The organism is Streptomyces sp. NPDC093097 (genome assembly GCF_044754325.1).
Classification (GTDB): Bacteria; Actinomycetota; Actinomycetes; order Streptomycetales; family Streptomycetaceae; genus Streptomyces.
Genome location: NZ_JBIVOW010000039.1, coordinates 1 through 23,051, shown reverse-complemented (window position 1 = coordinate 23,051; position 23,051 = coordinate 1). Strand labels below are relative to the sequence as shown.

Below are 23,051 nucleotides of genomic sequence, written 5' to 3'. Positions count from 1 at the left end.
ATGGAACACCCCCAGGCACCGGCGGTGCCCCGCCCGGCAACTGGCCGCCCCGACATGCCAATCACCACCGCTCCGCCGGTCCGGCGCGAGCGGCGCTGGTCGATTGTCGCGCTGTGTGTAGTGCTGGCTGTCGTCGCCGGCCTGGGAGCGGTGGCCGCGGTCAACGCCGCCGGTGAGCGGAACAAGGTGTTGGCGATCGCCCGCGACGTGCCGGCCGGCCAGGCCCTGACCAACGCGGACATCACCGTCGCCGAGGTCTCCGCCGACGCGGCCCTGGCCCCGATGCCCGGCAACCAGAAGGCGTCCGTGGTGGGCCGGCGGCCCGTCGTGGACCTGCGACGAGGCGGCCTGCTGACCGCCTCCCAACTCAGCGCCGGTAGCGGCTTGGGCGATGACCGCCAGCAGGTCGGCGTGCAGATCAAGCGCGGCCAGGCCCCCGAAGGCACCCTCGCCGCCGGCGACAAGGTGCTAGCGGTGACCACCCCCGCTCAAGGCGACCAGCCCACCAAGGGCAGCGACAGCCCCCCGGCCACGATCCCTGGCACCGTCGTGTCGGTCTCCCGCCCCGATGCGTCCGGCACCGTCGTGGTCAACCTCGCCGTCACCACCACCGACGGTCCCACGCTGGCCACCCGCGCCGCACTCGGCCGGATCGCCCTCGTGCGCGAACCGCGGGGCAACTGATGCCCGTCACCGCCCTGGTTTCCGCCAAGACCTGCGGAGTGACCACCGCCGCACTGGCCCTGACGCTCACCTCGAAGCGGCCCTCGCTGCTGGCCGAGTGCGACCCAGCAGGCGGCACCATCCGCACCGGCTACATGCAAGGCACCGCCACTGCCGGCTACGGCCTCTACCACCTGGCCGCCGCCGAACGCGTCGGCCCTGACGCCCTGGCCAGTGCCTTCGCTTCCAACTTGGTGCCCATGGACGAGGCCGGCCACCGCAAACTCCTGCCGGGGCTGGTCGACCCGACCCAGGCAGCCGCCCTAGGACGCACCTGGCCGGCACTGGCCGAGGTGATGCACGTGTTGTCGGCCGACGCCGGCTACGACGTCTACGTCGACGCCGGCCGATTGGCCCTGGACGCCGGCCGGCTGCACCCCACGCTGACGCCAGCGGCGCTGCTCTACCAGGCCGACCTCGTCGTCCTCGTCGTGCGCGGCACCGAGCAATCCCTCAGCCTGGCACGCCACCTCATCGCCCCGCTGCGTGCCGAGCTCGACGAACATGGCACCGGCGGCGATTCCCTGGCCCTACTGCTCATCGAGGACGGCCCCTACCGCGCCCACCAGGTAGCCGAAGCGCTGGCCGTGCCGGTGCTGGCCGCGCTGCCCTGGGACCCGCCCGTCGCCGATTTCCTGTCCGGGGGCGGGCGAGTCCCGCGCGGGTACGGCCGCAGCCCCCTATTGCGGCACGCACGCACCGCAACCGAGCACCTGGACGCGGCCGCGCAGCGCCGCCGGATCCACAACCAGTTCCCCCAGCCCGCGCACGCGCAGATCGCCGGTGTGCTGCAGCGGCTGACGCAGGCTCAGGAGGTAGGACGTGGCTAACCACACCCACGGCCCGTCCAACGGGCACCCGCAGCCGCCGCGAGGCATGGGCCCCGACGACATCGCGCACCTGCTGGCCGGTCGGATCGGCACGGGCCGGCCGCCGGCCCCCCGCGCGCCGCAGCCGACCGCACAACCGCCCACACCACCTGCCCCGCCCCCGCCCGGGCCCGGGCCTGGCGCGTTGCCGGCGCTGGAACGGTTGCCCGGTCAGCTACCGGTCGGCTGGGACGTCATCGAGGCCCTGCAAGGGGCAGTCTCCGCCCAGTTGACCAAGCAGGATCCCGAGCGGCTGCTGGGGGAGGACGACCGGCGGGCCCTGGCCCGGTCCCTGGCCGCTACCGCGGTCGCGGACTGGGCGGCCAAGTACGCCCAGGGCAACGCGGCACTGAGCTCCGCCGAGGACGGGCTCATCGTCGCCGCGGTATACGACGCGATGTACCGGGGCGGCCGGCTCCAGGCGCTCCTCGACGAGGACGGCGTCGAGGACGTGATGGTCGACGGGCTGCGGGCCACGGTCCGCTACTACGACCGGCCCGCCCGCACCGTGGAGAAAGTCGCGGACTCCCACGAGGAGTTGATCGCGCTGATCAACCGTATGGCGCAGATCTCCGGACACGGCGAACGCGCCCTGTCGCAAGCCTCGCCGTCGGTCGGGTTCCGCCTGCCCGATGGGTCCCGTGTCACCGCGTCGCTGCTCACCGGCCGGCCCTCGGTCGTCATCCGGCGCCACCGGATCCGCCAGCACGGCATCGACGAGCTGGTGCGCTGGGGTTCCCTCAACCCGCACATCGCCCAGTTCCTCACCGCGTGCGTCGTCGCCCGCCAGAATCTGCTCATCGTCGGCGACATGGGATCGGGCAAGACCAGCCTGCTGCGGGCGTTGGGCCGGGAGATCCCCGACGACGAGGTCCTGGTCACTTTGGAGTCCGACCGCGAGCTCTACCTGGACGAACCCGGCCCCAAGCCAGGCCCGCTCACGTTTGCTTTCGAGGCCCGGCAGTCCAACGGCGAACGCATCGGCGACAACCGGCTCGCCGGCGAGATCACCATCTCCGACATGTTCCCGGTCGCCCTGCGCTACAACGCCTCCCGGGTCATCGTCGGCGAGGTCCGCTCCAGCGAGATCGTTCCGATGCTGCAGGCCATGTCCGCCGGCGGCTCCGGCTCGATGTGCACCATCCACGTCCGGCGGCCGCACGGCATCATCAGCCGCCTGGTGCAGCTGGCGACCGAGGCCGGGATGGACGTCGACGCCGCCCACCACCTCATCGCCGGCGCCATCGACGTCGTCGTCTACCTCGCCTACGACTTCAGCGACGTGCGGCACGGCGGCCGCCGCCACCGCTACATCTCCCACATCTACGAGGTCGACGACGTCGTCGGCGAAGCGGGCCGGCCCGTCCTGACCGAGCTGTTCGCCCCCCACGGCTACGAACCGCGGGCGGTTTTCCGCACCATGCCGAGCTTCGTCGCCGAGCTGGAGCACAAGGCCGGCTTCGACCGGCGTCAGCTGACCGACAACCCGCTCGCCGCCTGGGGCGCGCCGCTGCAGAAGGTGGGGCCGCGATGACGCTCTCGCAGCTATCGCTGCTCGCCCTGCTCTGCGCGGTCCTCATCGTCGCCGCGGTGGTCCTGGCCGTCCGGGAGCTGCGCGGCCGCGTCCCGGATCCGGTCAAGCCCCCGTCCCGGATCGCGATCCGGCTCCAGTGCGCGAAGGCGGAGTTGCCCGAGGCGTGGCAGCGGCGCTGGCGCCACCTGCTGCTCGCCGCCGGCGCGGTGGCGTTGGCGGTGTGGGCCTACACCGGCTGGCCCGTCCACGGCCTGCTGGCCGGCGGCGCCATCATCGGGCTGCCCTACCTGCTGCAACCCGGCAGCGCGGCTCAGGCACGCATCGAGCGGCTGGAGGCGGTGGCGTCCTGGCTCAACCACCTCGCCGGCGTGCACACCGCCGGCATCTCGCTGACCCAGACCATCCGGGCCTCCGCCAAAGCCGCCCCGGCCCCGATCGCGCCCAACGTCCACGCGCTGTCCGAGCGGCTGCGGGTCGGCATGGAGCCGAGCCGCGCGTTCGCGCGGTTCGCCGACGAACTCGCCGACGGCGTCGTCGACCACGTCGTGCTGCTCCTGCAGAGCCACGCCGTCTACAAGGGCCCAGGCCTGGCCGATGCGCTGGAAGCGCTCGCGGTGACCATCCATCAGCAGGCGGCGGATGCCCGGGACGTGGAGTCCGACCGCGCCAAGGTCCGCAAGAGCGCCCGCATGGTCTCCGTCGTCGTCTTCATCGTGGTGATCGGCTGCATGCTCAACCGCTCGTGGTCCGCCTGGTACTACTCCCCGGTGGGGCAGATCGTCCTCGCCGTCCTGGGCGCGGCGTTCACCTGGACGCTGCTGTGGCTACGGCGCATCGCCCGCACCACCCCCGACCCGCGACTGCTCGCCCCGCTGCCCACCGCCGGCACTCTGGCTGGAGGTCCCCGATGATCCCCTTGCAGGCCGTGCTGCCCGCAGCCGCCAGCGGCGTGCTGATCGGCCTGGCCCTACGCGCGGCCTGGCCGGCCCGCCCGGACCTGGCCAGCGCCCTGGCCGCCCTCGACGCGCCCCGCCCGGCGCCAGGCGCCCCGACGCCGGCCGGCCCGACCTCGTTGCCCGAGCGGGTGGGGGAGCGGCTGCTGGGCGAGTTCGGCGGCCGCATCAGCCTGCCGCTCAAAGACCTGGCGCTGCTGCGGACGTCGCCAGCCGAACACCTAGGCCGACGGGTGCTGTTCGCGCTCTACGGGCTGCTGTTGCCGCAGCTGCTCCAGACGCTGCTGGCCGTGGCCGGCACCCCGCTGCCCTTCACGGTGCCGGCCGTGTTCTCCCTCGGCCTGGCCGCGCTGTTCTGGTTCGCCCCCGGCCGGGACATCAAACGCGCCGCGGCCGCCGCGCGCCTGGTCGTGCGGCACTCAGCCGCGTCCTACCTGGAGCGCGTCGCGCTGGCCCGTATCGCCAACTCCGGCGCAGCCCAGGCCCTGACCCGTACCGCGGAAGTCGGCGACGGCTGGATCTTCGCCCGCATGCGGCAAGCCTTCGACCACGCCGAGCTGTCCGGCGTCAGCCCCTGGGAGGCACTCAAGGCCCTCGGGGAGGAGCTGGACATTCCCGAACTCGGGCGGCCCGCCGACACACTGGCCCTGGCCGGGGAGGGCGCGGCCGTCTACACCACCCTCCAAGCCCAGGCCCGCCAACTGCGCCTGGCACTACTGGCGGACACCAAAGCCGAAGCGAACGCGGCCTCCGCCGCGATGATCCTGCCGGTCACCGCCGGCGTCATCCTCATGCTCACCTTCGTGATGCTGCCCGTCACCCAGACCATCCTCGCCTCCTAACCCTGACACCTGACAAGGAGAGACGACATCCCATGGACATCCAGATCCTGACCGCCTTCATCCGCTCCCGCTGGGAGGCACTCAAAGCCGGCAATGACGCCGGCCAGTCCTCCACGGAGCTGGCCGTCATCACGGGCGCACTGCTGCTGGGCGCCGGCCTGCTCATCGTCGCGATCAAGTCCAAGCTGCTGGAGAAGATCGGCATCATCAACGGCGGCTGACGACCGGACACCACATGCGCATAGCCACATGGGACGGGAGGGGAGCGGCGTGACCAAGCGGTGGCCCCGCGCACGACGCGCAGGACGTCGTGTCCGCGCTGCCCTGGCGTGGCTGCGGTCCGACGACCGCGGCTCCGGCAGCGTCGAACTATCCATCCTGGCCCTCGTCGTCCTCGCCCTGGCCCTCATCAGCATCCAGACCGGCCTGTACTTCCACGCACGCCGGGTCGCCCAGTCCGCCGCCCGGCACGGCGTGGAGGCCGGCCGCCAGTTCGCCGCCGGCCCCGGCGACGGCATCACCCAAGCCACCACCTTCCTCAACAAGTTCGGCGGCTCCGTGCGCGGCGCGCAGGTCTCCTCCAGCGGCAGCACCACCGAGCGGATCCGCATCACCGTCACCGGCCACGTCGCCACCCTCCTCCCCGGCCTGGAACTAAACGTCAGCCAGCACGCCGACGCCCCCATCGAACGGTGGACCACCCCATGAGCCGGCTTCGGCGCGCACTGCGCGAGGACCGGGGCAGCTACAGCGTCGAAGTCGCCGTGCTGGCACCCGTCCTGATCGCCATCCTCGGCCTCATGGTCGCCTTCGGGCGAATCACCGACGCCAAGGGCGCCGTCGACACCGCCGCGCGCGCCGCGGCCCGCGCCGCCTCCCTCGAGCGCGACGCCAGCACCGCGCAGGCAAAGGCCCAAAGTGCCGCGGCGGCCGCGCTCGCCGGCGAGGGCATCGCCTGCCGAGCGACCAACGTGTCAGTCGACACCTCCGGCTACGCCACATCGGTGGGCACCGACGCGAACGTCACCGCCACCATCGACTGCACTGCGAATCTCTCCGACATCGGCCTGCCGGGCCTGCCCGGCTCCAAGACGCTGACCTCGTCGTGGACCAGCCCCATCGACACCTACAGGGCCCGCCCGTGAACATCCCGCCGACACCCCCGCTCCTGCACCACCTCCGCCGCCGCCTCGCCTTCGCCGGCCCCCGCGACCGCGGGTCGATGTCGGTGTTCTTCGCCGTAGTCACCGTCGCGATCCTGATGGTGATGGGCCTCCTCGTCGACGGCGGCGCCGCCCTCAACGCCGACAACCGCGCCACCAGCCTCGCCCAGGAAGCCGCGCGCACCGCCGGCCAGCAACTCGACCCGGCCCAGGCCATCGAAGGCACCGCCATCACCATCGACCCCGAAGCCGCCCGCAGCGCCGCCCAGAACTACCTCGCCGACAACAACGTCAACGGCACCGTGACCATCACCGACGGCGGACGCACCCTGACCGTCGAAGTCCACGACACCTACCGCACGCTCTTCGGCGCGCTGGTCGGCCGCAGCACCCTGAACGTCACCGGCACCGCCACCGCTCACCTGCAAAACCAACCAGGAGGATCCTGATGGCCCCCACCACCGGGCCCCTGCGCACCGCAGGAACGCTACTGCGCGCCCTGGTCGCCACCGTCGTCCTCCTCGCCCTCGTCGCCGGCACGCCGTATCTCCTCCTCACCCTCGGGCACCCACCGACCGAACTGTCCGCTGGCCTACAGCTGTTGACCGAGCAGGACGACGGGACCCTGCTGCTGGTCGTGCTCACCCTCATCGGCTGGCTCGCCTGGGCCGCCTTCACCCTGTCCGTGCTCGTCGAAGTGGTAGCGCTGGCCCGGCGGCGCTCGGCCCCGCGCATCAAGGGACTGGGCGGCCTGCAGTCCCTGGCCGGCGCCCTGATCGGCGGCATCGTGCTGCTCGCCCCCACCGCGGCCTCCGCCGCGAGCCCAGCCACCGCGGCCGCCGTCGCCACCCACCACACCACCACCCGCGACACGGCCAAGAACACCACCACCACGACCACCGACGCCCAGAAGCAGGCCGGGCCACGGCACACCGTTGCTTCTCCCCGCGAAACGCTGTGGGACCTCGCCCAGCAGTACCTGGGCAGCGGTACCCGCTGGCGGGACATCGCCGCCCTCAATGCCACCACCTACCCCGCCCTGGCCACCGGCGACGCGCCCCTCCAACAGGGCTGGGTGCTGACGCTGCCGCCGGACGCCACCGTGCACACCGAACTCGCCTCCGCCCCGGCCACCGACCAACACAGCGACGCGCAGCACACACCCGCGACCTACACCGTCCGCACCGGCGACTCCCTCTCCAACATCGCCGACGAGGAACTCGGCGACGCCAACCGCTGGCCCGACCTCTACAAGGCCAACAAGGCCCTAGTCCACAACCCGGACCTGATCTACCCCGGCCAACGCCTCGACCTCCCCCAGCAACAGGCCACCCCCACACCCCCCGCGCCGAACCGCCCCCACACGCCCGGCCCGGAGAAGAAGCCCGCACCCGCCCCGGATCGGGCAGCCGGCGGTCAGCACGACGCGAGCCCCGCACCGGACGAGGCGCCCTCCGCACCGGGTCCTTCGGCCGAGCACACCGCGACGCCGGCCCCCGCCTCCCCGCCTCCCGCACCCACGCCCACCCCGCCGCCGGCGACGCCCGCGTCCCAGGCCACCGACGACACCGTCATGCCGGCCACCATGTGGGCGGGCGCCGGCATCCTGGCCGCAGCCCTCATCGGCACCCTGACCACCCGACGCATCCTGCAACAGCGCCGCCGCACCCCCGGCCGAAGCATCCCCATGCCCACCGGCCGCGCCGCCGACACCGAACGCAAACTGCGCAGCGTCCAACACCTCGCAGGCTTCGACCTGCTCAACACCGCACTGCGCACGTTGGCCGCGCACCTGGCCGACGCCCACCGGCCCCTGCCCGACCTCGACGCCGTCGTACTGCACGAAGCCCGCCTCGACCTATGGCTGGCCGACGAGCAAGAGCCGCTCCCACCGTTCACCGACGTGCCCAACCAACCGCGGCTATGGACCACCACCGCCGCCCACCCCGCGCTCGCCGACGACCACAGCGACATGGACGCCCCCTACCCAGCCCTGGTCTCCCTGGGCTGGGACCCCCAGCAGCGCCTGGTCCTAGTCGACCTCGAACGCATCGGCGTACTCACCCTGACCGGAGACTCGAAGGCGACGCAGAGCGTCCTGCACGGGATCGCGGTAGAGCTGGCCACGGCCAGCGTGCACGGCCCACTCGAAGTCACCGTCGCCGGGAACACCGCTCCGGGCCTGGATGCCGTCGCCCCCGAACGCGTCGCCCGCGAAGCCCTCGATGCGGTCACCACCCGCCTGTCCGCACACGCCGCCGACCAACGCCGCGCCCTGGCAGACCTCCAGGCCCAAGGCCTGGGCGAGGCCCGCGTGCAGGACGACACCGGCGGAGCCTGGACCCCGCACGTCGTCCTGGCCGACAACCCCGACGACGCCACCGCCCTAATCGAGGTCCTGGCCGACGAGCCGCGCACCGCCAGCGCCGTCATCGTCACCGCCCCCACCACCTCACCCCTGCCCGAAGGGGCCTGGACCCTGGCGTGCACCGACCCCGACCAGAGCGTCACCCTGCCCGGCTCCGGCCTGACCGTGCATCTGCAGGGCCTGCCCAGCGAGGTGTACGAGGACGCGGTGGAGCTCCTACGAGTCGCCTCCTCCACCGCCACCCTGCCCGCCGAGCCGAAAAGCGTCCCCGCACCGCAGGCCCCCCTCGACGACGAGCACGCAGCCGTCACGGCAAGCAGCGACGACGCCGGCCTGCCCGCCGAATACGCCGACGACGAAGCCGAAGAAGAAGCCGACGCCGAGGAGGACACCACCAACTCCGGCGCCACACCGGCCCCCGAGAGCGCCGCACCGAACCCGGTGCCGGCAGCCGCGGACGCCGTGAACCCCGAGCCCGAAACAACCGAAGGCCCCACCCTGCTGCTCCTCGGGCCGGTCAGCCTCGACGGCGCCCTCGGCCGCGTCGACTCCAACCGCGTCACACCGAGCACCGAACTGGCCGCCTACCTCTACCTCAACCCCGACGTCGACCACCACGCGATCGACAACGCCCTGTGGCCCGCCAGCCGCGTCAACAAGGGCATGCGCACCGCCGTCGTCTCCCGCCTACGCGTCTGGCTCGGCCAAGACGCCAACGGCCGCCACTACTTCCCCCGGCTGCAAGACACCAACGGCCACCGCTACCGGCTCAACGGCGTCGCCTGCGACTGGACCCGCTTCCGGCTCCACGCCCGTACCGGCCTGAACGACACCACCGAAGACGGCACCCTCGCGCTGCGCCGGGCGCTGGCGCTGGTCCGCGGCCGGCCGCTGTCCGCAGTCGACCCCCAGCGTTACGGCTGGGCCGAGCCAGTTCTGCAGGAGATGTGCGAAGCCATCGTCGACACCGCGTTGGAACTGTCCGACCGGCTCCGCGAGGCCGGCGACCACACCGGCGCGCTGTGGGCCGCCGGCCGGGGCCTGCTCGCCTGCGAGGAATCCGAGGCCCTGCACCGCGCCGCCTTCCGCGCCCACCATGCTGCCGGCGACATCGAGGCCCTGCGCGAAGCCGCCGCCCGCCTGACCCGCATCAACGACCGCCTCGGGAGCGAGGGCGTCGACATGGACACCGAAACGGCCCAGCTCCTAGCCGATCTGCTGCCCCGCACCCGCCAAACCGCCTAAGCCTCGATCCACCGACGTGCTTTGAAGATGATCTCTTGATCGTTTTGTGAGCTGGTTTCAGTCGGTGGTTGTGGATGGGCAGGTTGTTTCTGCTGGTCTGCCCAGCTTTTCCACGAGTTCGGTTCCGGTCGGGCCCTGGCGGGCGGGGTGGTCAGGGGGATCAGGCTGGTGCAGGTGGGTCGTGGACGGTGTCGAAGAGGTGTGTCCAGGCTTGCTGCCAGGGCCAGTTGTGTGGCAGGTGCAGGGTGATGCGTCGTGCGGATCGCGCGATCCGGGCCGGGATCTGGACCAGGTGGCTGCGGAGGGTGGCGGTGGTGGCCTTGGCATGGAAGGGCGAGGTCAGTGCACCGGCGGCCCGCAGCAGGTTGTAGGTCATCGCCCACAGGGTCAGCCAGGCCGCGTTGGCGTGGAAGTGCCCGGAGGGTAGGTGGGCCAGAGCGCCGGCTTTGGTGTCCGCGATGACTTGCTCGACCACCGCATGGTGCCGGTGTTCCCGCTCGGCCTGCAGGGTTGCGGCGCTCTGGTCGGTGAAGAAGGGGTGGTAGCGCCAGACGGGAAACAGCTCGCCCTGTTCACCCATGATGGCAGGTTTGGCCAGGTCACGGACCCGGCGCACGATCAGCCGGGCGGTAACCCGCTCCGCTTTCTTTCGGCTCGCGAAGGCGGTGTACTGGGGTATCTCGGCGACTTCGGCGTCTGAGATGAGTTCGCCGGTCTCGGGGTCGGGCACCGCGGTCGGGTAACTGATGTGTTGCCAGGCGTCGTCGGAAATGCTGTGGACGGCTCGATTGATGGAGGGGTTCATGCCGGTGGTGATCGAGAAGTGGGCTCCGGCCCGACGGCAGGCGGCGATCACCGCGGCGTTGTAGAACTGCGAGTCGGCCCGCAGGATGCGCATGCCGGTGCAGCCGGCTTCCTGGGCGGTGGCCAGAGCCTCGCTCACGAATTTCGGGGCGCCTCGGGAGTCTGCTGCTTTGCCGCGTCGCATCCGGACCCCGGCGATCACCGGCCGCGCATGCGGGGTGCAGACCGTGGCGAGCAGGGGGTGCAGGGTGCGGATGCCCTTGAACCGGCCGTACTCGGCGCCCTGCTTGGTCCGGCCGTAGACGCGTTTGTGCGTGGAGTCGACATCGATGAACGCCTTCTCCCCAGAGCCGGGCAGCAGTGGAGTGTGCGCGGCCAGCGATGCCAGGAATCTGCGGTGCACAGCGTGGAGTGAACCGCCCCGGGTCAGGTGGAGGCTCGATTCCATGTAGGGATTGAGTCATGGCACGACCCTCCTGTTACCCGCTTGAGCTCCGCCGTCGTGCGGTGCGCATGGTCGCCGAGGTGCGCGACGACTACCCGAACGAGACGGCCGCTTTGCAAGCGGTGACAGAGAAGCTCGGCATCGGTTCCCGCGAGACGCTGCGGAACTGGGTGAAGCAGCACGAGATCGACGCGGGGCAACGTCCGGGGACGACGACGGAGGAGTCTGCCCAGCTCAAGGCGTTGAAGAAGGAAAACGCCGAACTGAAGCGGGCGAATGAGATCCTGAAGGCCGCGGCGAGTTTCTTCGCGGCCGAGCTCGACCGGCCACACACGCGCTCGTAGCGTTCATCGACGAGCACCGGGACCGCTTCGGCGGTGTCGAGCCGATCTGCAGGACGCTCACCGCACAGGACTGCAAGATCGCCCCTTCCACGTACTACGCCCACAAGAGGCGCCTCGATACTCCCTCCGCCCGTTCCCTGCGTGATGCGGAGCTCAAAGAACGCATCCAGGACGTCTACACGTCCAACTACCGTGTCTACGGAGCCCGGAAGATCTGGCGCGAGCTGAACCGGCAGGGAAATGCGGTGGCCCGCTGTACCGTCGAGCGCCTCATGCGCGAACTCGGTATCCAGGGCGCGGTGCGCGGCAAGCGCGTCATCACCACGATCCCCGGCGGGCAGGTCGATCGGGCCCCCGATCTGGTCGACCGCGACTTCGTCGCCGTCGCTCCGAACCGGTGCTGGGTGGCGGACTTCACCCACGTGAAGACCTGGTCCGGCACCGTCTATGTCGCGTTCGTCGTGGACACCTTCTCTCGCCGGCTTGTCGGCTGGTCCGCGGCCGCCGTGAAGGAGACCGTCTTCGTCCTGGACGCCCTGGAGATGGCGATCTGGCAACGCGACCGCGACCAACAGCCTGTTCAACCGGGCGAGTTGATCCATCACTCGGACGCCGGGTCGCAATACACATCATTCAAGCTCGCCGAGCACCTGGACACCGCCGGCATCGCGGCGAGCGTCGGATCCGTCGGTGACGCGTACGACAACGCCCTGATGGAGTCCACGATCGGCCTGTTCAAAACCGAGTTGATCAAGCCCCAGCGGCCCTGGAAGACCCTCTCCCAGGTCGAGTTGGCCACCGCCGAGTGGGCCGACTGGTACAACCATCGCCGGCTCCACGGAGAGATAGGCCACATCCCACCCGCCGAATACGAAGCCAACTACTACACCGAACTCACGAAACCCCAGGTCACAACCACAATCTGAGATCTCTACCGAACCCGGGGCGGTTCAGTTCATACAGCGGGAAGGCGGTGCACCGGGTCTACGCGACGCCGTCCCAGGAGGCGTTTTTGGAAGGCCACGTTCACACCGAATCACTGGCTCCCAAACACCCCGGTAAAAACAACTGAGCGCGAGAGCCGGGCGACGCCCTCGTCGCGGATCTCGTGTCCTTCGGCACGCAGCTGGGCGACTGCGGCGTGATGTACCGTGTCCAGCGCATGTCCGGCAGCAGGACGACGGGTGAGTCTCCTTCGGTGGCATCCGACCGCTCCTTGACGACCGTCCCGCGTGCCAGTTCGGCGGTCACCGGGTATTGCAGGAGGTGGCGGACTCGGCGTGTGCAGCAAGTCTGACTGCGAGTCGTTGTCCAGCTTGGTTGAGCCCGAGAACGGCAGCATTCCGGCGGGTTTCCTGCATGCGTTGCTGAAAAGCCCGGTGTAGGTCGTCGGCCGGGTTTGGCCGGGCTTGGGCGCATAGCTTTTCGGCACAGGCGACAAGGGTGTTGTCCAGGCAGCATTCGCCGCAAATGCCGTCTGGAGTCAGCTCGCTCATCTGGCCGCAGCGGTAGCAGGGCCCGTTGGCCAGCGTGGGGCGGTTTATGCATCGAGGACAGGTTTGTTTGCCCCGACGCGTGCCGTGCCAGGTGCGGTCACATTGCGGACAGAGGGTGATGGGTGGGAGGCGGGCCAGAAGCCACCCGAGGGGGGAGCGCACGAGGTGGTAAGCATCGGACTGGTCAGGCGTTAGCACAGCCGCGAGCTGGGAGGCCAGCTCCGTCGACAGTCGCTGGGCAGAGAAGGTGCGTAGAGCGGCGGTGATGGCAGCACAGGCGACGCTGAGTTCTGTGGGACGTAGCCGATCACGCAGTGGGGGGATGGCGGCGAGTACTCGATGAACGTCCCTGGGCAGAGCACGTTGAGGGCGCGCTCGGTTCCGTGTGGTGTCCGAAGTGGGAGGTGGCGGGGCGGGCATCTCCAAAGCGGATGCGGGGTGAAGCGGCGGGGAAGCTTCTGTCGCGCCTGTGCGCGCGCTTCCGGCGACGGCGGGTTGGCTCCAGACGGCTGCGCCGGAATGAGCACAAGGATCACGGTCAGACTTTCGGTCGTCCGCCACGCCAGGAGTGTGGGGGGTGTGGAGGGGACCAGTAGGAGGGAGGTCTGTCTTTGACTGGTGGCAGAGGGCCAAGGTCGCGCGAAGCCCGTTGCCAGGCGGCTCTGTGGGGCTTTCCATCGGAGTGTGATCCTTGGGGGCACTTGTGGGGTGGTCGGGCATCTCAGGAGGAAACGAGAGGTTCCGTGCGGTGACTGGGCCCGTGGCCCCCGGGAGTCGCCGGGCCGGATGCAGTGACTTGGTAGGGCGGCGCCACGGTGGTTGGGACTGAGGGGCAGCCGGGTGGTGCAGGGTGACCGCTGAGATGGCGGCGGGCCCGGAAGCGCTGGCGTGAGCGATGGACGGCAGCAGTATGTGGGAGCGTGCCTGCAGGCCGGAGCGGGTCTTGAGGCGGATGATGTGCGTGACGCCCTGGGCGCTCAGCCTGGTGAGGATCTTCGCCCCGCCCGACGCGGAGCACCCCATCATCCGGGCGACGGTGACCGCGGGGCGGCCTCGCCGGGTGTCGACGACACCGGGACACATGCGCACTCGTCCGTCGCGACGGGTGTCGAGGGCCATAAGGAGAAGCGCGAGCCGGTCGGTGGCCGCCCCTCGGCCACGGCGTCGGCCGAGAAGGCCCGGGGGTATCGAGGTGCCGTTCCGGCAAGCCCAGCCCGGGCCGAATAGCGCTTCGCTCAGACGGAGCAGGGTGGCCAGTTCGCTGCGTCGCAGGGCAAGGGGGTGCCTGGCTCCGTCGTGCCATGCCTGTTGTAGCGGGAGGAGGTTGCATCGCAGCCCGCTCGTCTTGCCACGAGTGTCACTGACGGGATGTGACCGGAGTGCACCGGATGTGCGAAGAGCTGGCAGCACCGTGTGGTCGACCAGCGACTCGGACACCCCGAGCCAACGACCGAGTCCGTGAGCCGTCACAGCGGCGGTCCCGGTGCCGGCGTTGGTCTTGGCGGCGAGTACGACAGCGGCAAGACGGACCGCGTCGCTTTGCCCCCGCAGGGCAGGGTCGTCGAGCAACGCGCGAACTGCCGCGCGTAATCGCTGGCGCATCGTTCGTCCGAGTTGTAGAGGGCTGCCCACGCTGCGGTGCTCAGGTGAGGTGGCGGGCAGGGAAGTCGTCTGCTGGCCCGGTGCCGTCGAGACCGTGGCAGTGAAGCCAGAGCTTGCTGGGCTCATCGGGTGATTCCGAAGTCGGCAAGAAGGCGCGTTTCTGCACTACCAGACGAGGGTGGCACCGGATGGGCAAACGGGATTGCGGGGCGCCCGTGCTGACAAACGGCGGTGTTGTACTGCACCATGTGTGGGCTTCCTCATTTTGCTGGACGGGGAAGAAGCGAGTCCTTTGGGAATCGCTCAGGGTTCGCAAGAACCCGATGTCCGATCCGCGTGATCGGATCTTCGCCCGGCGGGAAGGCCGGGCGGTGGCATGACGGCTGCGTGTGTCGGGTGTTGGCGCACCTGATCTACAGCCTGGGCGGCAGTGGACCCTGGACAGGTCTGTGCCGCCCACGTGTCATTTCATGAGCTTGTCCCTTCGAGTGTGGGCAAAGTGCAGCGTCCGTGCCTGGTGGGTCACGGGCTCATGTCGCTGCCCCCGCCAGGGTGCTGGGGGCAGGCTGTTGGCAGCATGCGCCGGGCGGGATGGTTCAGTGGAGGGCCGATCAACGGTGGCCGGCCTGGCCCGAATAGCACTCTGGCCGCCACATCCGGTCGCATCAGCCGAGACAGGGGAGCGGATAGCGTCATCACGTCGAGCATGGCCCGGGTGACGGCCGGAGCGCCGGTGGCGGTTTTCAGGAGCCGGTCGGTATAGCCGCGCAGGAGCCGGACGGCTGCTGGCGGCTGCGGCCCGCGGGCTCCGGGGTAGAGGATGTCCTGCGCGGTGGCCATCGCCCAGGGGGCCTGGGTGATACGGCCCACGGCGCGCTGTAGGTGCCGGGTCAGAGCAGGATTGCCGAGTCCGCGCCGATGCAGTGCAACGCGCAGTGCGGCGGCTTCTTGGGCGGCGACCGACATTCCCTGGCCGTAGAGCGGGTTGTAGGTGGCGGCGGCGTCACCGAGGACGGCGAAGCCGCGGGGCCAGGTTTGCAGGAGGTCGAATCGGCGGCGGCGGTTGACGGTGCTGCGGGAGAGGTGGACGTCGGTCAGCGGCTCGGCGTCAGCGATGAGGTCGGCAACGACGGGGTGGCGTACGTTGCGGGCAAACGGCAAGAACTCCTCGGCCGACCGGGTCGGCTGCCCGCCGCGGGTGCCCGAGAGCGTGACGAGCCATCGTGCGCCTTCGATGGGAACGAGCGTCGCCGTCTGGCCCGGGACCGGGACTCGCGGGTCGGACTGCACATTGACGACGGGCCAGTGTGCCGATCCGTCTGGGGCGCGAAATATCCGGGTGGCATAGACCAAGCCGGAGTCCACGTGCTCCTCCGCCACGGAGGGCAGGCCGAGTGCGGCCAGCCAGGTTCCGGCTGTGGAGCCGCGGCCGGTGGTATCGAGTACGAGGTCGGCTTCGAGCTGACGGACGTTCCCTGTGGCGATGTCGCGTACGCGGACCCCTGTGACGTGGTCGGCAGAGCCTGTCAGCCCGACGGGTTCGGTGCCGGGAAGCACGTGCACACCGGGGCTGGCCAGGACCTGTTGGCGTATGCCCCAGTCGAGCAGGTCGCGTGAGCAGGCGATGAGGTATTGCATCTCGGGCCACCGACGTAACCAGCCCTGGGCCGATAAAGACACCAGTCCGGTGGGCAGCGGGATGCGGCGTGCACCCGCCGCGAGCCACCGCTGGGTGATGCCGGGCAGCAGACTCTCGATGATGCGGGCACCACCGGACCACAGCAGGTGGGCATGTTGGGCCTGGGGGAGGCCCTTGCGGGGAGCGGGGGCTGCGGGCAGCCGATCGCGTTCGACAATGTGGACCTCAGCATGAGAGGCCAGGGCGGCGGCGGCCAGCATGCCCGTGAGGCCGCCTCCGAGCACCACAGCGGTGGGGATGCGTCCGGAGAGGCCGCTGGGTAAGTGGTGGGTGGTCACAGGTGGCTCTCCCCGGGACGGCAGGTGGTCAGGCTTCGCGAAAGTTGTATGAGAGCAGCCAGGGGCAGCGGCTCGGTCAGCGTGTGGAGCGGGCCGGTGTGCTCGGGCGTCGAAGCGACCGCTTTCCCCGCTGCCTTCTTGCGAATGGCCTGCCGAAGCGCCAGCGCCATCTGGTGCGGTTCGGGCAGCCCGGAGGGGGATGGGAGGGGGCGTGTGGGTGTGTCGTAAAAGGGGCGCAGGGCGAGGAGCCCGTCGTGAATCTCCGTGATCCGCCGGGTGAGACGGAGGCGGACCGCCCACCACGGTGCGGGCACCGGGACGGCGATGCTTGGTTCTGCCGCGTACAACGCCTCCCACAAGGGCCGCAGCGCGCGCAGCGTCCGGTAGTTGTTCCCCAGTGTCCGTAAGGCTGACAGCCGGTCGGTGATCAAGGGAAGGGTGAAGCCCACGGCAACGCACAGAGTGCCTACCGCCCCGATGGCTGGCGACGCGAGGGAAAGGCGGTCCCAGTCGGTGCCACTCCAGCGAGCGACTACGGCGGTCAGCCGTGCAGCATCGAAGCCGAAGTGGAATACCGTGCCGACTCCCAGCAACCGCAGGCCACGGCGCAGCCAAATGCGGTCGTACACACGCGTAGACCAGCGCCAGCACATGACAAACATGGCTACAGCGGCCGCCATGGACGCGAGGAGGTAGAGAAGGCTCATTTCGCGAATGAAGGCGGTATTGGCGTAATACGTGTCGAAGTCCACTCGGCGTTCTACGGGAGTGCGCCCGGCGGCGAACAACAGGAACAGGACGGCGGCAGCCGTTGTGTAGGCGAGTTGCCACTGGCGAACCCGGCGGTTCACCTGGTCGGCCGGCCCTCCGCGCCAGTGCAGAATCAGTGAGACGCTCGAGGCGCTCTGCCCGAGGATGAGGCTGTAGACCAGCGGAGCGGCAACGTTGGTGATCCCTGTGCCTCGGTTGATGTAACCGACGAGCGTGGGGTTGGCCAGAGTGAAGCTGCTGCTGGCGAAGAAGAAGACGGCGCACACGGCGCGACGCAGCGGGTCGCGCGGCGCGCGATAGAGAGAGGGGATCCGACTCATCAGCGCGAGCCAGCCGGCCGCCGCGGGAATCCAGTAACCGCTGTTGTTCACCGAACCAACCCCCGCGGGTCGAGAGAGGATTCGATCCGGTGGGCCACGCCCGAGGACGGCACGGAACCACCTGTGCCAGCGGAGGCAAGGAGGGGCCAGGCACGGCTCGCCAGTAAGGAGCCGAAGTATTCGCAGGCGGCTTCTTCTGCCTGGTCATGGGAGTGAACGGTAGAGCGCCGGGCTATGTGTTCCACTGTGGTCGGGGAGACGTCCTGCGCGAGCAGCTGAGCGGCCGCCACCGCCTCGGCCTCTCCTCCTGCCACGCCCTTGTGCGTTTCCAGGTGCCAGAACTCGTGCCCCAGGATGACCAGTTGATGTTCGGGAGCCGTGTCCTGCTCACACAGCACGAAATGCCGCGTCGCCGTCGCGACCCATAATCCGCTGGCGGTGCCCGTGGGAAACCGAACCAGGCGATGACTGACCAGGCGGTCGTGGCGCCTGGTCATGCCGGCGCACAGGGCGGTGAAGAGCCCCGAAGGTGTGCCGGTGTCCCGGCCCTCCAAACCGCGGAGCAGATCGGCACACAGCCGCCGCATCCCCTTCTTGTCCACTCTTCCCCCGCCTTGCTAGCACCCTTGGTCACGTACATCTCCCGGAGCGCCACCCCCGCCGGTCTCAGAGGCGTTCCGGTCCGTTCTTGCCGCTCTCATCCCGAAGGAGTTGATCTACAACCTCAAGTACCGCGATGCGCGCTTCAGGCGAGAGCTGGTCAGCGCGCATCGCGATCTCCTTGACCCCGTACTCGTCCTGCAACTGCCCCCACAGCGCGCCCTCGGTCCGGGACTCGCCCTCCTCTGCCGCGGTGGCGCGGGAGTCAGGATCGCCCTCGCCCACGAGGAAACGCCTCTCTACCGAGAGCACATAGGGATCGTCGTCCGGCTTCAGGAAGTAGTCCGCGTGCTCGACCCCGAACAACTCGGCCAGCTTCTGAGCCTTCTCCACGGAAGGCACGGACTTTCCGTGGCGCAGGTTGCGAACGTACTGACTGGTGACACCGACATGAGCGGCGATCCGGGCGTCCGAGAAGGCCTCCGCGCCCCGAGTGCCGATCGCGTCGATCAAGCGTTGGAGACGCCTTCCGAACAAGGCTGCTGTGTCGTTGCTCTGCTGGGAAGGCGTAGCTCCCTCTGACCGGTGCTGGGGCATGGCGTGATCGTAGGCGCGCAGCCAAAGCTTCCGAAACCCTGGAGCAACAATAGTTTGCTGGGTTTCCCCTTATGGCGAGAAAGCACCGCCGGGGCGGAAGATTTCAAGTCCAGTGAGACGGTTGCAAGGCCGCGTAGTTAGGCCGTGGACGGGCTCGTCAAGTTGATCAGGCGGTTCGGAGTGCCGTCTCTCAGCGGCGGAAACGGGACCTCTGGTAGATGCAGTGAAGCCGACCAAGGTCTTCCTGCTTCGAGAGAGGTCCCGTTGTCACGCCATTGTGCCACCGCCGTGTTCCGTCGCGCCATCAAGGTCGCCGGCGGAGTCTTCGCGCCGGGCCATCTGGGCGAGTTGACCCAGCATGTGCCCTTCGAGCTTGTCGATGACGTGCTGACGCGAACACGCGCGGTCGAGGAACGGCGCCGGCTGCTTCCTTCGCGCGTGGGGGTGTACTTCCTGCTCGCCCTGGCCATGTTCCCCGTGCTGGGGTACGCACGGGTCTGGGACAAACTGACGGCTGGGCTGGGGCCGCTGGCCCCCGTCCGGCCGTCGGAGAAGGCGCTGCGGGACCTGCGCCGCAGGCTGGGGCCCGCACCGCTGAAGTTGTTGTTCGAGACGCTGGCCGGTCCGGTGGCCCAGCCCGCGACCACCGGAGTGCGCTACCGGCGCTGGCGCACAGTCGCGGTGGATGGCTGCAGTTCCATCAAGGCCCCTGACCAGCCCCGGATCCGACGGTGGTTGGGCAAGATCTGCCGACAGGGCGTCTGGGCCGGCTACCCGATGCTGCGGCTGATGGCCCTGTGCGAGACCGGGACCCGGTCCCTGATCGGGGCGGTCTTCGGCCCGACGAGCTGCGGCGAACTGGGCTATGCGGTGCGGCTGCTGCCGCTGCTGAAGCAGGACATGATCCTGCTGGCGGACCGCGGTTTCGCCTCCGACGACTTCCTCGCCAAGGTCGCGGACACCGGCGCGCACCTGCTGATCCGGCTCAAGAAACAGCGCACTCCTGCCGTCCTGGCTGCTTTGTCCGACGGCTCCTACCTCACCCGGATCAACGGCCGGAAACTGCGGATCATCGAGGCGGACATCACCCTGACCACGAGCGAAGGGCAGCGGACCGGCGACTGCTACCTGCTGGCCACCACCCTGCTGGACCATCGCACCGACCCGGCCACCACCCTGGTCAGCCTTTATCACGAGCGGTGGGAGGTCGAGAGTGCCTTCTACGCCCTGCGCCACACCCTGCTCCGCGGCCTCGTTCTGCGCTCCGGCGACCCTTTCGGTCTCGCCCAGGAGATGTGGGCCCAACTCGCCCTCTACCAGGTGCTGCGACGCGCTATGACGGAGGCCGCCGAGTCCGAGCCGGGTACTGACCCGGACCGCGTCAGCTTCACCGTCGCCCTCGAAGCCGCACGTAACCAGGTGATCACCGCCGAGAACATCCTCCCGGACCACATCGGCCCCGGCGTCATCGCCCGCGCAGTACTGGAGGCGCTGTTGCCCAGGCGCCGAACGCGCGTCAGTGCCCGCAGGGTGAAATCCACCGTTGTCCGATACCGGAGCAACCCCACTGACGAACGCCCGCTGAGCAGCAGGAACATCACCCATCTGGCGATCACGATCCACACCGCGGGCACCAGTCAGCCCCCGACACAGACGGCCCAGGACCAACCCGCGTCCCTTCCCGCATCGGCGGCCAACGGCCGCCGCGACCGGGCCCTTGAGGCGCCCCGGAGTTTCCGGACAGGAACCCAATAGGGTTGTCCTGAACAGGAAACGAGGAAGCAAGAATTGGCGCCACCCAGCAAGTACACCCCGGAGTTCCGGGAAGAAGCCGTCCAGATCGCGTTGCGGTCGAGCAAGACCATCACCGAGGTAGGGCGTGAACTCGGAATCAACCCGGAGACGCTCCGCGGCTGGGCGAAGAAGCATAAGCGGCGCAACGAGCCGACGGCCGACGCACCCCTGGCGCTCGATGAACGGGCCCGCCTGAAGGAAGCGGAACGGCGCGTCCGTGAACTTGAGATGGAAAACGCATTCCTGAAAAAAGGTGTGCCACGAACGCGGGAGGCCGCAATGGGTAGTTGAGCGGCTAAACGCGATGCTGTGCGAGTGATGAAGGTAGGCCCTTCGGAGCCGCCCTTCGGGGGGAGGCTTCAAACCGCGTGTGTCACGAACGCAGAGGGGAGTTCAGGTAGGGAGAGCTTCACGATGCGGTGCTGTGCGAGAGATGAGGGATTTGGCCCCTCGGTGCCGTCCTGCGGGGGACGGTGCCAAACCGCCACATGCTGCGTTGGTTGACGACCGTCGTGGTGAGCGATGTGGAAAAGGCGGCGGTAGAGCCGTCAGGTGGGGATCAGGAAGACGAACGCAAGTGAATCGCTGCTGAAGTGTCGTTAGAAAACAGGTGACATCAGAACCGGAGATTTGTGGTTGCTCCGGGATAAGTCTGGCGGGAGTCCCGTCTACTGGCCAGGCGGTGTCCGGCACGGAGGCGACGTGAGCCTGATCTGCGGCTTTCGTACGGAACGTGAGAAGGCAGGCCTCGATAATGCCGCTTGACTCATACAGCGGTGAGAGGGAGCGGCCCGAGCGGAGGAACCGTGAGGGCTTGAGTACCGATGCGGGGCCTGCTGGCGGACCGGCTCGTAGTAGTGACGAACCCTTTGTAATGAAGGAGGAGCGAAGGGGCCGGGTCATCCGTGACTGTTTGTTCGTTCGGTCAACCGGAAGTTCTCCGGGAGGAGCTGGGTGGACCAGTTGAAATCATCAGGCAAGTCGTTTGAGGTCTCGAAGTGGGAGGTTCAGGAGGCGTACGAGAAGGTCAAGGCCAACAAGGGTGCGCCAGGGGTGGACGGCCGCTCCATTGAGGACTTCGAGAAGGATCTGAAGAGTAACCTCTATCGGATCGTGTGCCACGAACGCGGGAGGTTCCTGGTGTAGGCAGGAGCTGAGCGCGATGCTGCACGGAAGATGAAGGATCGTCGGCCCTTCGGCGCCGCCCTGCGGGGGGAGGCGTCAAACTGCGTGTGTCACGAACGCAGAGGGGAGTTCAGGTAGGAGAGCTTCACGATGCGGTGCTGTGCGAGAGATGAGGGTTTGGCCCCTCGGCGCCGTCCTGCGGGGGATGGTGTCAAACCGCCACATGCTGCGTTGGTTAACGACCGTCGTGGTGAGCGATGTGGAAAAGGCGACGGTAGAGCCGTCAGGTGGGGATCAGGAAGACGAACGCAAGTGAATCGCTGCGGAAGTGTCGTTAGGAGATAAGTGACATCAGAACCGGAGATTTGTGGTTGCTCCGGGATGAGTCTGGCGGGTGTCCCGTTTACTGGCCAGGCGGTGTCCGGCACGGAGGCGACGTGAGCCTGATCTGCGGCTTTCGCATGGAACGTGAGAAGGCGGGCCCCGATACTGCCGCTCGGTGGAAATCGAGAGGTGAGAGGAAGCGACCCAAGCGGAGGAACCGTGAGGGTTTGAGTACCGACGCGGGGTGTGCTGGCGGACCGGCCCGTAGTAGCGAAGAACCCTTTGTAATGAAGGGGGAGCGAAGGGGCCGGGTCATCCGTGACTGTTTGTTCGTTCGGTCAACCGGAAGTTCTCCGGGAGGAGCTGGGTGGACCAGTTGAAATCATCGGGCAAGCCGTTTGAGATCTCGAAGTGGGAGGTTCAGGAGGCGTACGAGAAGGTCAAGGCCAACAAGGGTGCGCCGGGGGTGGACGGGCGCTCCATCGAGGACTTCGAGAAGGATCTGAAGGGCAACCTCTATCGGATTTGGAATCGTCTGTCCTCGGGGAGTTACTTTCCGCCTCCGGTGAAGGGTGTGGAGATCCCGAAGTCGCATGGTGGTGGGGTTCGTTTGCTCGGTGTGCCCACCGTGGCTGACCGAATCGCCCAAACGGTGGTGGCCCGGCGTCTTGAAGAAAAGGTCGAACCGATCTTCCATCAGGACTCCTACGGCTACCGTCCCGGGCGGTCCGCGTTGGACGCGGTCGCGGCATGCCGGAAACGCTGTTGGAAGTACGACTGGGTGATTGATCTGGACATCCAGAAGTTCTTCGACAGCGTGCCATGGGGCCTTGTCATCAGAGCGGTTCAGGCTCACACCGATCTCCCCTGGGTAGTGCTGTATGTGCGGCGGTGGCTTGAGGCGCCGTTGCAACTGCCCGACGGAACCTTGCAGCAGCGCGATCGCGGAACCCCACAGGGCTCTGCGATTTCGCCTGTGCTGGCTAACCTGTTCATGCACTATGCGTTCGATGTGTGGATGGCCCGGGAACATCCGGGGGTCCCGTTTGAACGGTACGCAGACGACGGTGCGCCACGAACACAACGGGAGGTTTCGATGTAGACGAAGTCTTCCGACGTGATGCTGCACTGGTGATGGAGGTAGGCCCTCCGGGA

At 68.7% G+C, this 23,051-nt stretch carries 19 protein-coding genes and 1 pseudogene; 15 read left to right on the top strand and 5 right to left on the bottom strand.

What is annotated here, in order from left to right:
* The 10 genes from ACIQE0_RS37135 to ACIQE0_RS37090 are packed head-to-tail and all read left to right on the top strand — an operon-like array spanning position 1 to position 9,697.
* Positions 1-684, top strand: a complete 684-nt coding sequence (locus ACIQE0_RS37135) for an SAF domain-containing protein (RefSeq protein WP_402340365.1) — start codon at positions 1-3, stop codon at positions 682-684.
* Positions 684-1,553, top strand: coding sequence for a hypothetical protein (locus ACIQE0_RS37130; protein WP_402340362.1), 870 nt, complete (start codon positions 684-686; stop codon positions 1,551-1,553). The genes ACIQE0_RS37135 and ACIQE0_RS37130 overlap by 1 nt, the downstream gene beginning before the upstream one ends.
* Positions 1,546-3,126, top strand: coding sequence for a CpaF family protein (locus ACIQE0_RS37125; protein ID WP_402340360.1), 1,581 nt, complete (start codon positions 1,546-1,548; stop codon positions 3,124-3,126). The genes ACIQE0_RS37130 and ACIQE0_RS37125 overlap by 8 nt, the downstream gene beginning before the upstream one ends.
* Entirely contained in the window at positions 3,123-4,037 is a 915-nt protein-coding gene (locus tag ACIQE0_RS37120) for a type II secretion system F family protein (protein ID WP_402340357.1), read from the top strand. The genes ACIQE0_RS37125 and ACIQE0_RS37120 overlap by 4 nt, the downstream gene beginning before the upstream one ends.
* On the top strand, positions 4,034-4,921 hold the full coding sequence (locus ACIQE0_RS37115) for a type II secretion system F family protein (RefSeq protein ID WP_402340354.1): 888 nt from the start codon (positions 4,034-4,036) through the stop codon (positions 4,919-4,921). Before ACIQE0_RS37120 ends, ACIQE0_RS37115 begins: the two co-directional genes overlap by 4 nt.
* Before the next feature lie 32 nt (positions 4,922-4,953).
* A complete protein-coding gene (locus tag ACIQE0_RS37110) occupies positions 4,954-5,142 on the top strand; it encodes a hypothetical protein (RefSeq protein ID WP_402340351.1) in 189 nt (62 codons plus the stop codon).
* A 49-nt stretch (positions 5,143-5,191) separates the two neighbouring features.
* Positions 5,192-5,629: a TadE/TadG family type IV pilus assembly protein gene (locus tag ACIQE0_RS37105; protein ID WP_402340348.1), complete on the top strand. Its 438-nt coding sequence runs from the start codon at positions 5,192-5,194 to the stop codon at positions 5,627-5,629.
* Positions 5,626-6,066: a TadE/TadG family type IV pilus assembly protein gene (locus tag ACIQE0_RS37100; RefSeq protein WP_402340345.1), complete on the top strand. Its 441-nt coding sequence runs from the start codon at positions 5,626-5,628 to the stop codon at positions 6,064-6,066. Before ACIQE0_RS37105 ends, ACIQE0_RS37100 begins: the two co-directional genes overlap by 4 nt.
* Complete coding sequence (locus ACIQE0_RS37095; RefSeq protein ID WP_402340342.1) at positions 6,063-6,533, top strand: TadE/TadG family type IV pilus assembly protein; 471 nt, start codon at positions 6,063-6,065, stop codon at positions 6,531-6,533. The genes ACIQE0_RS37100 and ACIQE0_RS37095 overlap by 4 nt, the downstream gene beginning before the upstream one ends.
* Complete coding sequence (locus ACIQE0_RS37090) at positions 6,533-9,697, top strand: LysM peptidoglycan-binding domain-containing protein (protein ID WP_402340339.1); 3,165 nt, start codon at positions 6,533-6,535, stop codon at positions 9,695-9,697. The genes ACIQE0_RS37095 and ACIQE0_RS37090 overlap by 1 nt, the downstream gene beginning before the upstream one ends.
* A gap of 160 nt (positions 9,698-9,857) precedes the next feature.
* Here the strand turns inward: ACIQE0_RS37090 and ACIQE0_RS37085 are convergent, their stop codons facing one another.
* Positions 9,858-10,904 carry an IS1380 family transposase gene (locus tag ACIQE0_RS37085; RefSeq protein ID WP_402340336.1) on the bottom strand — a complete coding sequence of 349 codons (1,047 nt, stop codon included), beginning with the start codon at positions 10,902-10,904 and terminating at the stop codon, positions 9,858-9,860.
* A gap of 59 nt (positions 10,905-10,963) precedes the next feature.
* Here ACIQE0_RS37085 and ACIQE0_RS37080 point away from each other — a divergent pair.
* A protein-coding gene (locus ACIQE0_RS37080; RefSeq protein WP_402340333.1) for an IS3 family transposase occupies positions 10,964-12,216 on the top strand; the annotation gives its coding sequence in 2 pieces (ribosomal slippage) (positions 10,964-11,246 and positions 11,246-12,216; 1,254 coding nt in all).
* Between the two features lie 2,694 nt (positions 12,217-14,910).
* Here ACIQE0_RS37080 and ACIQE0_RS37075 read toward each other — a convergent pair.
* The 4 genes from ACIQE0_RS37075 to ACIQE0_RS37060 all read right to left on the bottom strand — a co-directional run bounded on the left by ACIQE0_RS37075 (position 14,911) and on the right by ACIQE0_RS37060 (position 18,569).
* Positions 14,911-16,365, bottom strand: a complete 1,455-nt coding sequence (locus tag ACIQE0_RS37075; protein WP_402340330.1) for an NAD(P)/FAD-dependent oxidoreductase — start codon at positions 16,363-16,365, stop codon at positions 14,911-14,913.
* Complete coding sequence (locus tag ACIQE0_RS37070) at positions 16,362-17,507, bottom strand: MAB_1171c family putative transporter (RefSeq protein WP_402340327.1); 1,146 nt, start codon at positions 17,505-17,507, stop codon at positions 16,362-16,364. The genes ACIQE0_RS37075 and ACIQE0_RS37070 overlap by 4 nt, the downstream gene beginning before the upstream one ends.
* Positions 17,504-18,058 (bottom strand): hypothetical protein, encoded by a 555-nt coding sequence (locus tag ACIQE0_RS37065; protein ID WP_402340325.1) that lies wholly within the window; start codon positions 18,056-18,058, stop codon positions 17,504-17,506. The genes ACIQE0_RS37070 and ACIQE0_RS37065 overlap by 4 nt, the downstream gene beginning before the upstream one ends.
* Positions 18,059-18,122: 64 nt before the next feature.
* Entirely contained in the window at positions 18,123-18,569 is a 447-nt protein-coding gene (locus tag ACIQE0_RS37060) for a helix-turn-helix transcriptional regulator (protein WP_402340322.1), read from the bottom strand.
* Between the two features lie 348 nt (positions 18,570-18,917).
* Between ACIQE0_RS37060 and ACIQE0_RS37055 the strand changes: the two are divergent.
* The 4 genes and pseudogenes from ACIQE0_RS37055 to ACIQE0_RS37040 form a co-directional block, all read left to right on the top strand.
* A pseudogene (locus ACIQE0_RS37055) lies at positions 18,918-20,387 on the top strand (IS4 family transposase); the annotation flags it as partial.
* A gap of 54 nt (positions 20,388-20,441) precedes the next feature.
* Positions 20,442-20,738: a transposase gene (locus ACIQE0_RS37050; protein ID WP_402340319.1), complete on the top strand. Its 297-nt coding sequence runs from the start codon at positions 20,442-20,444 to the stop codon at positions 20,736-20,738.
* A gap of 663 nt (positions 20,739-21,401) precedes the next feature.
* The gene (locus tag ACIQE0_RS37045; protein ID WP_402340316.1) at positions 21,402-21,593 is read left to right on the top strand and encodes a hypothetical protein; all 192 of its coding nucleotides are present in this window, start codon (positions 21,402-21,404) and stop codon (positions 21,591-21,593) included.
* 670 nt (positions 21,594-22,263) lie between these two features.
* Entirely contained in the window at positions 22,264-22,998 is a 735-nt protein-coding gene (locus ACIQE0_RS37040; RefSeq protein ID WP_402340313.1) for a reverse transcriptase domain-containing protein, read from the top strand.
* The last annotated feature ends 53 nt before the right edge of the window (positions 22,999-23,051 follow it).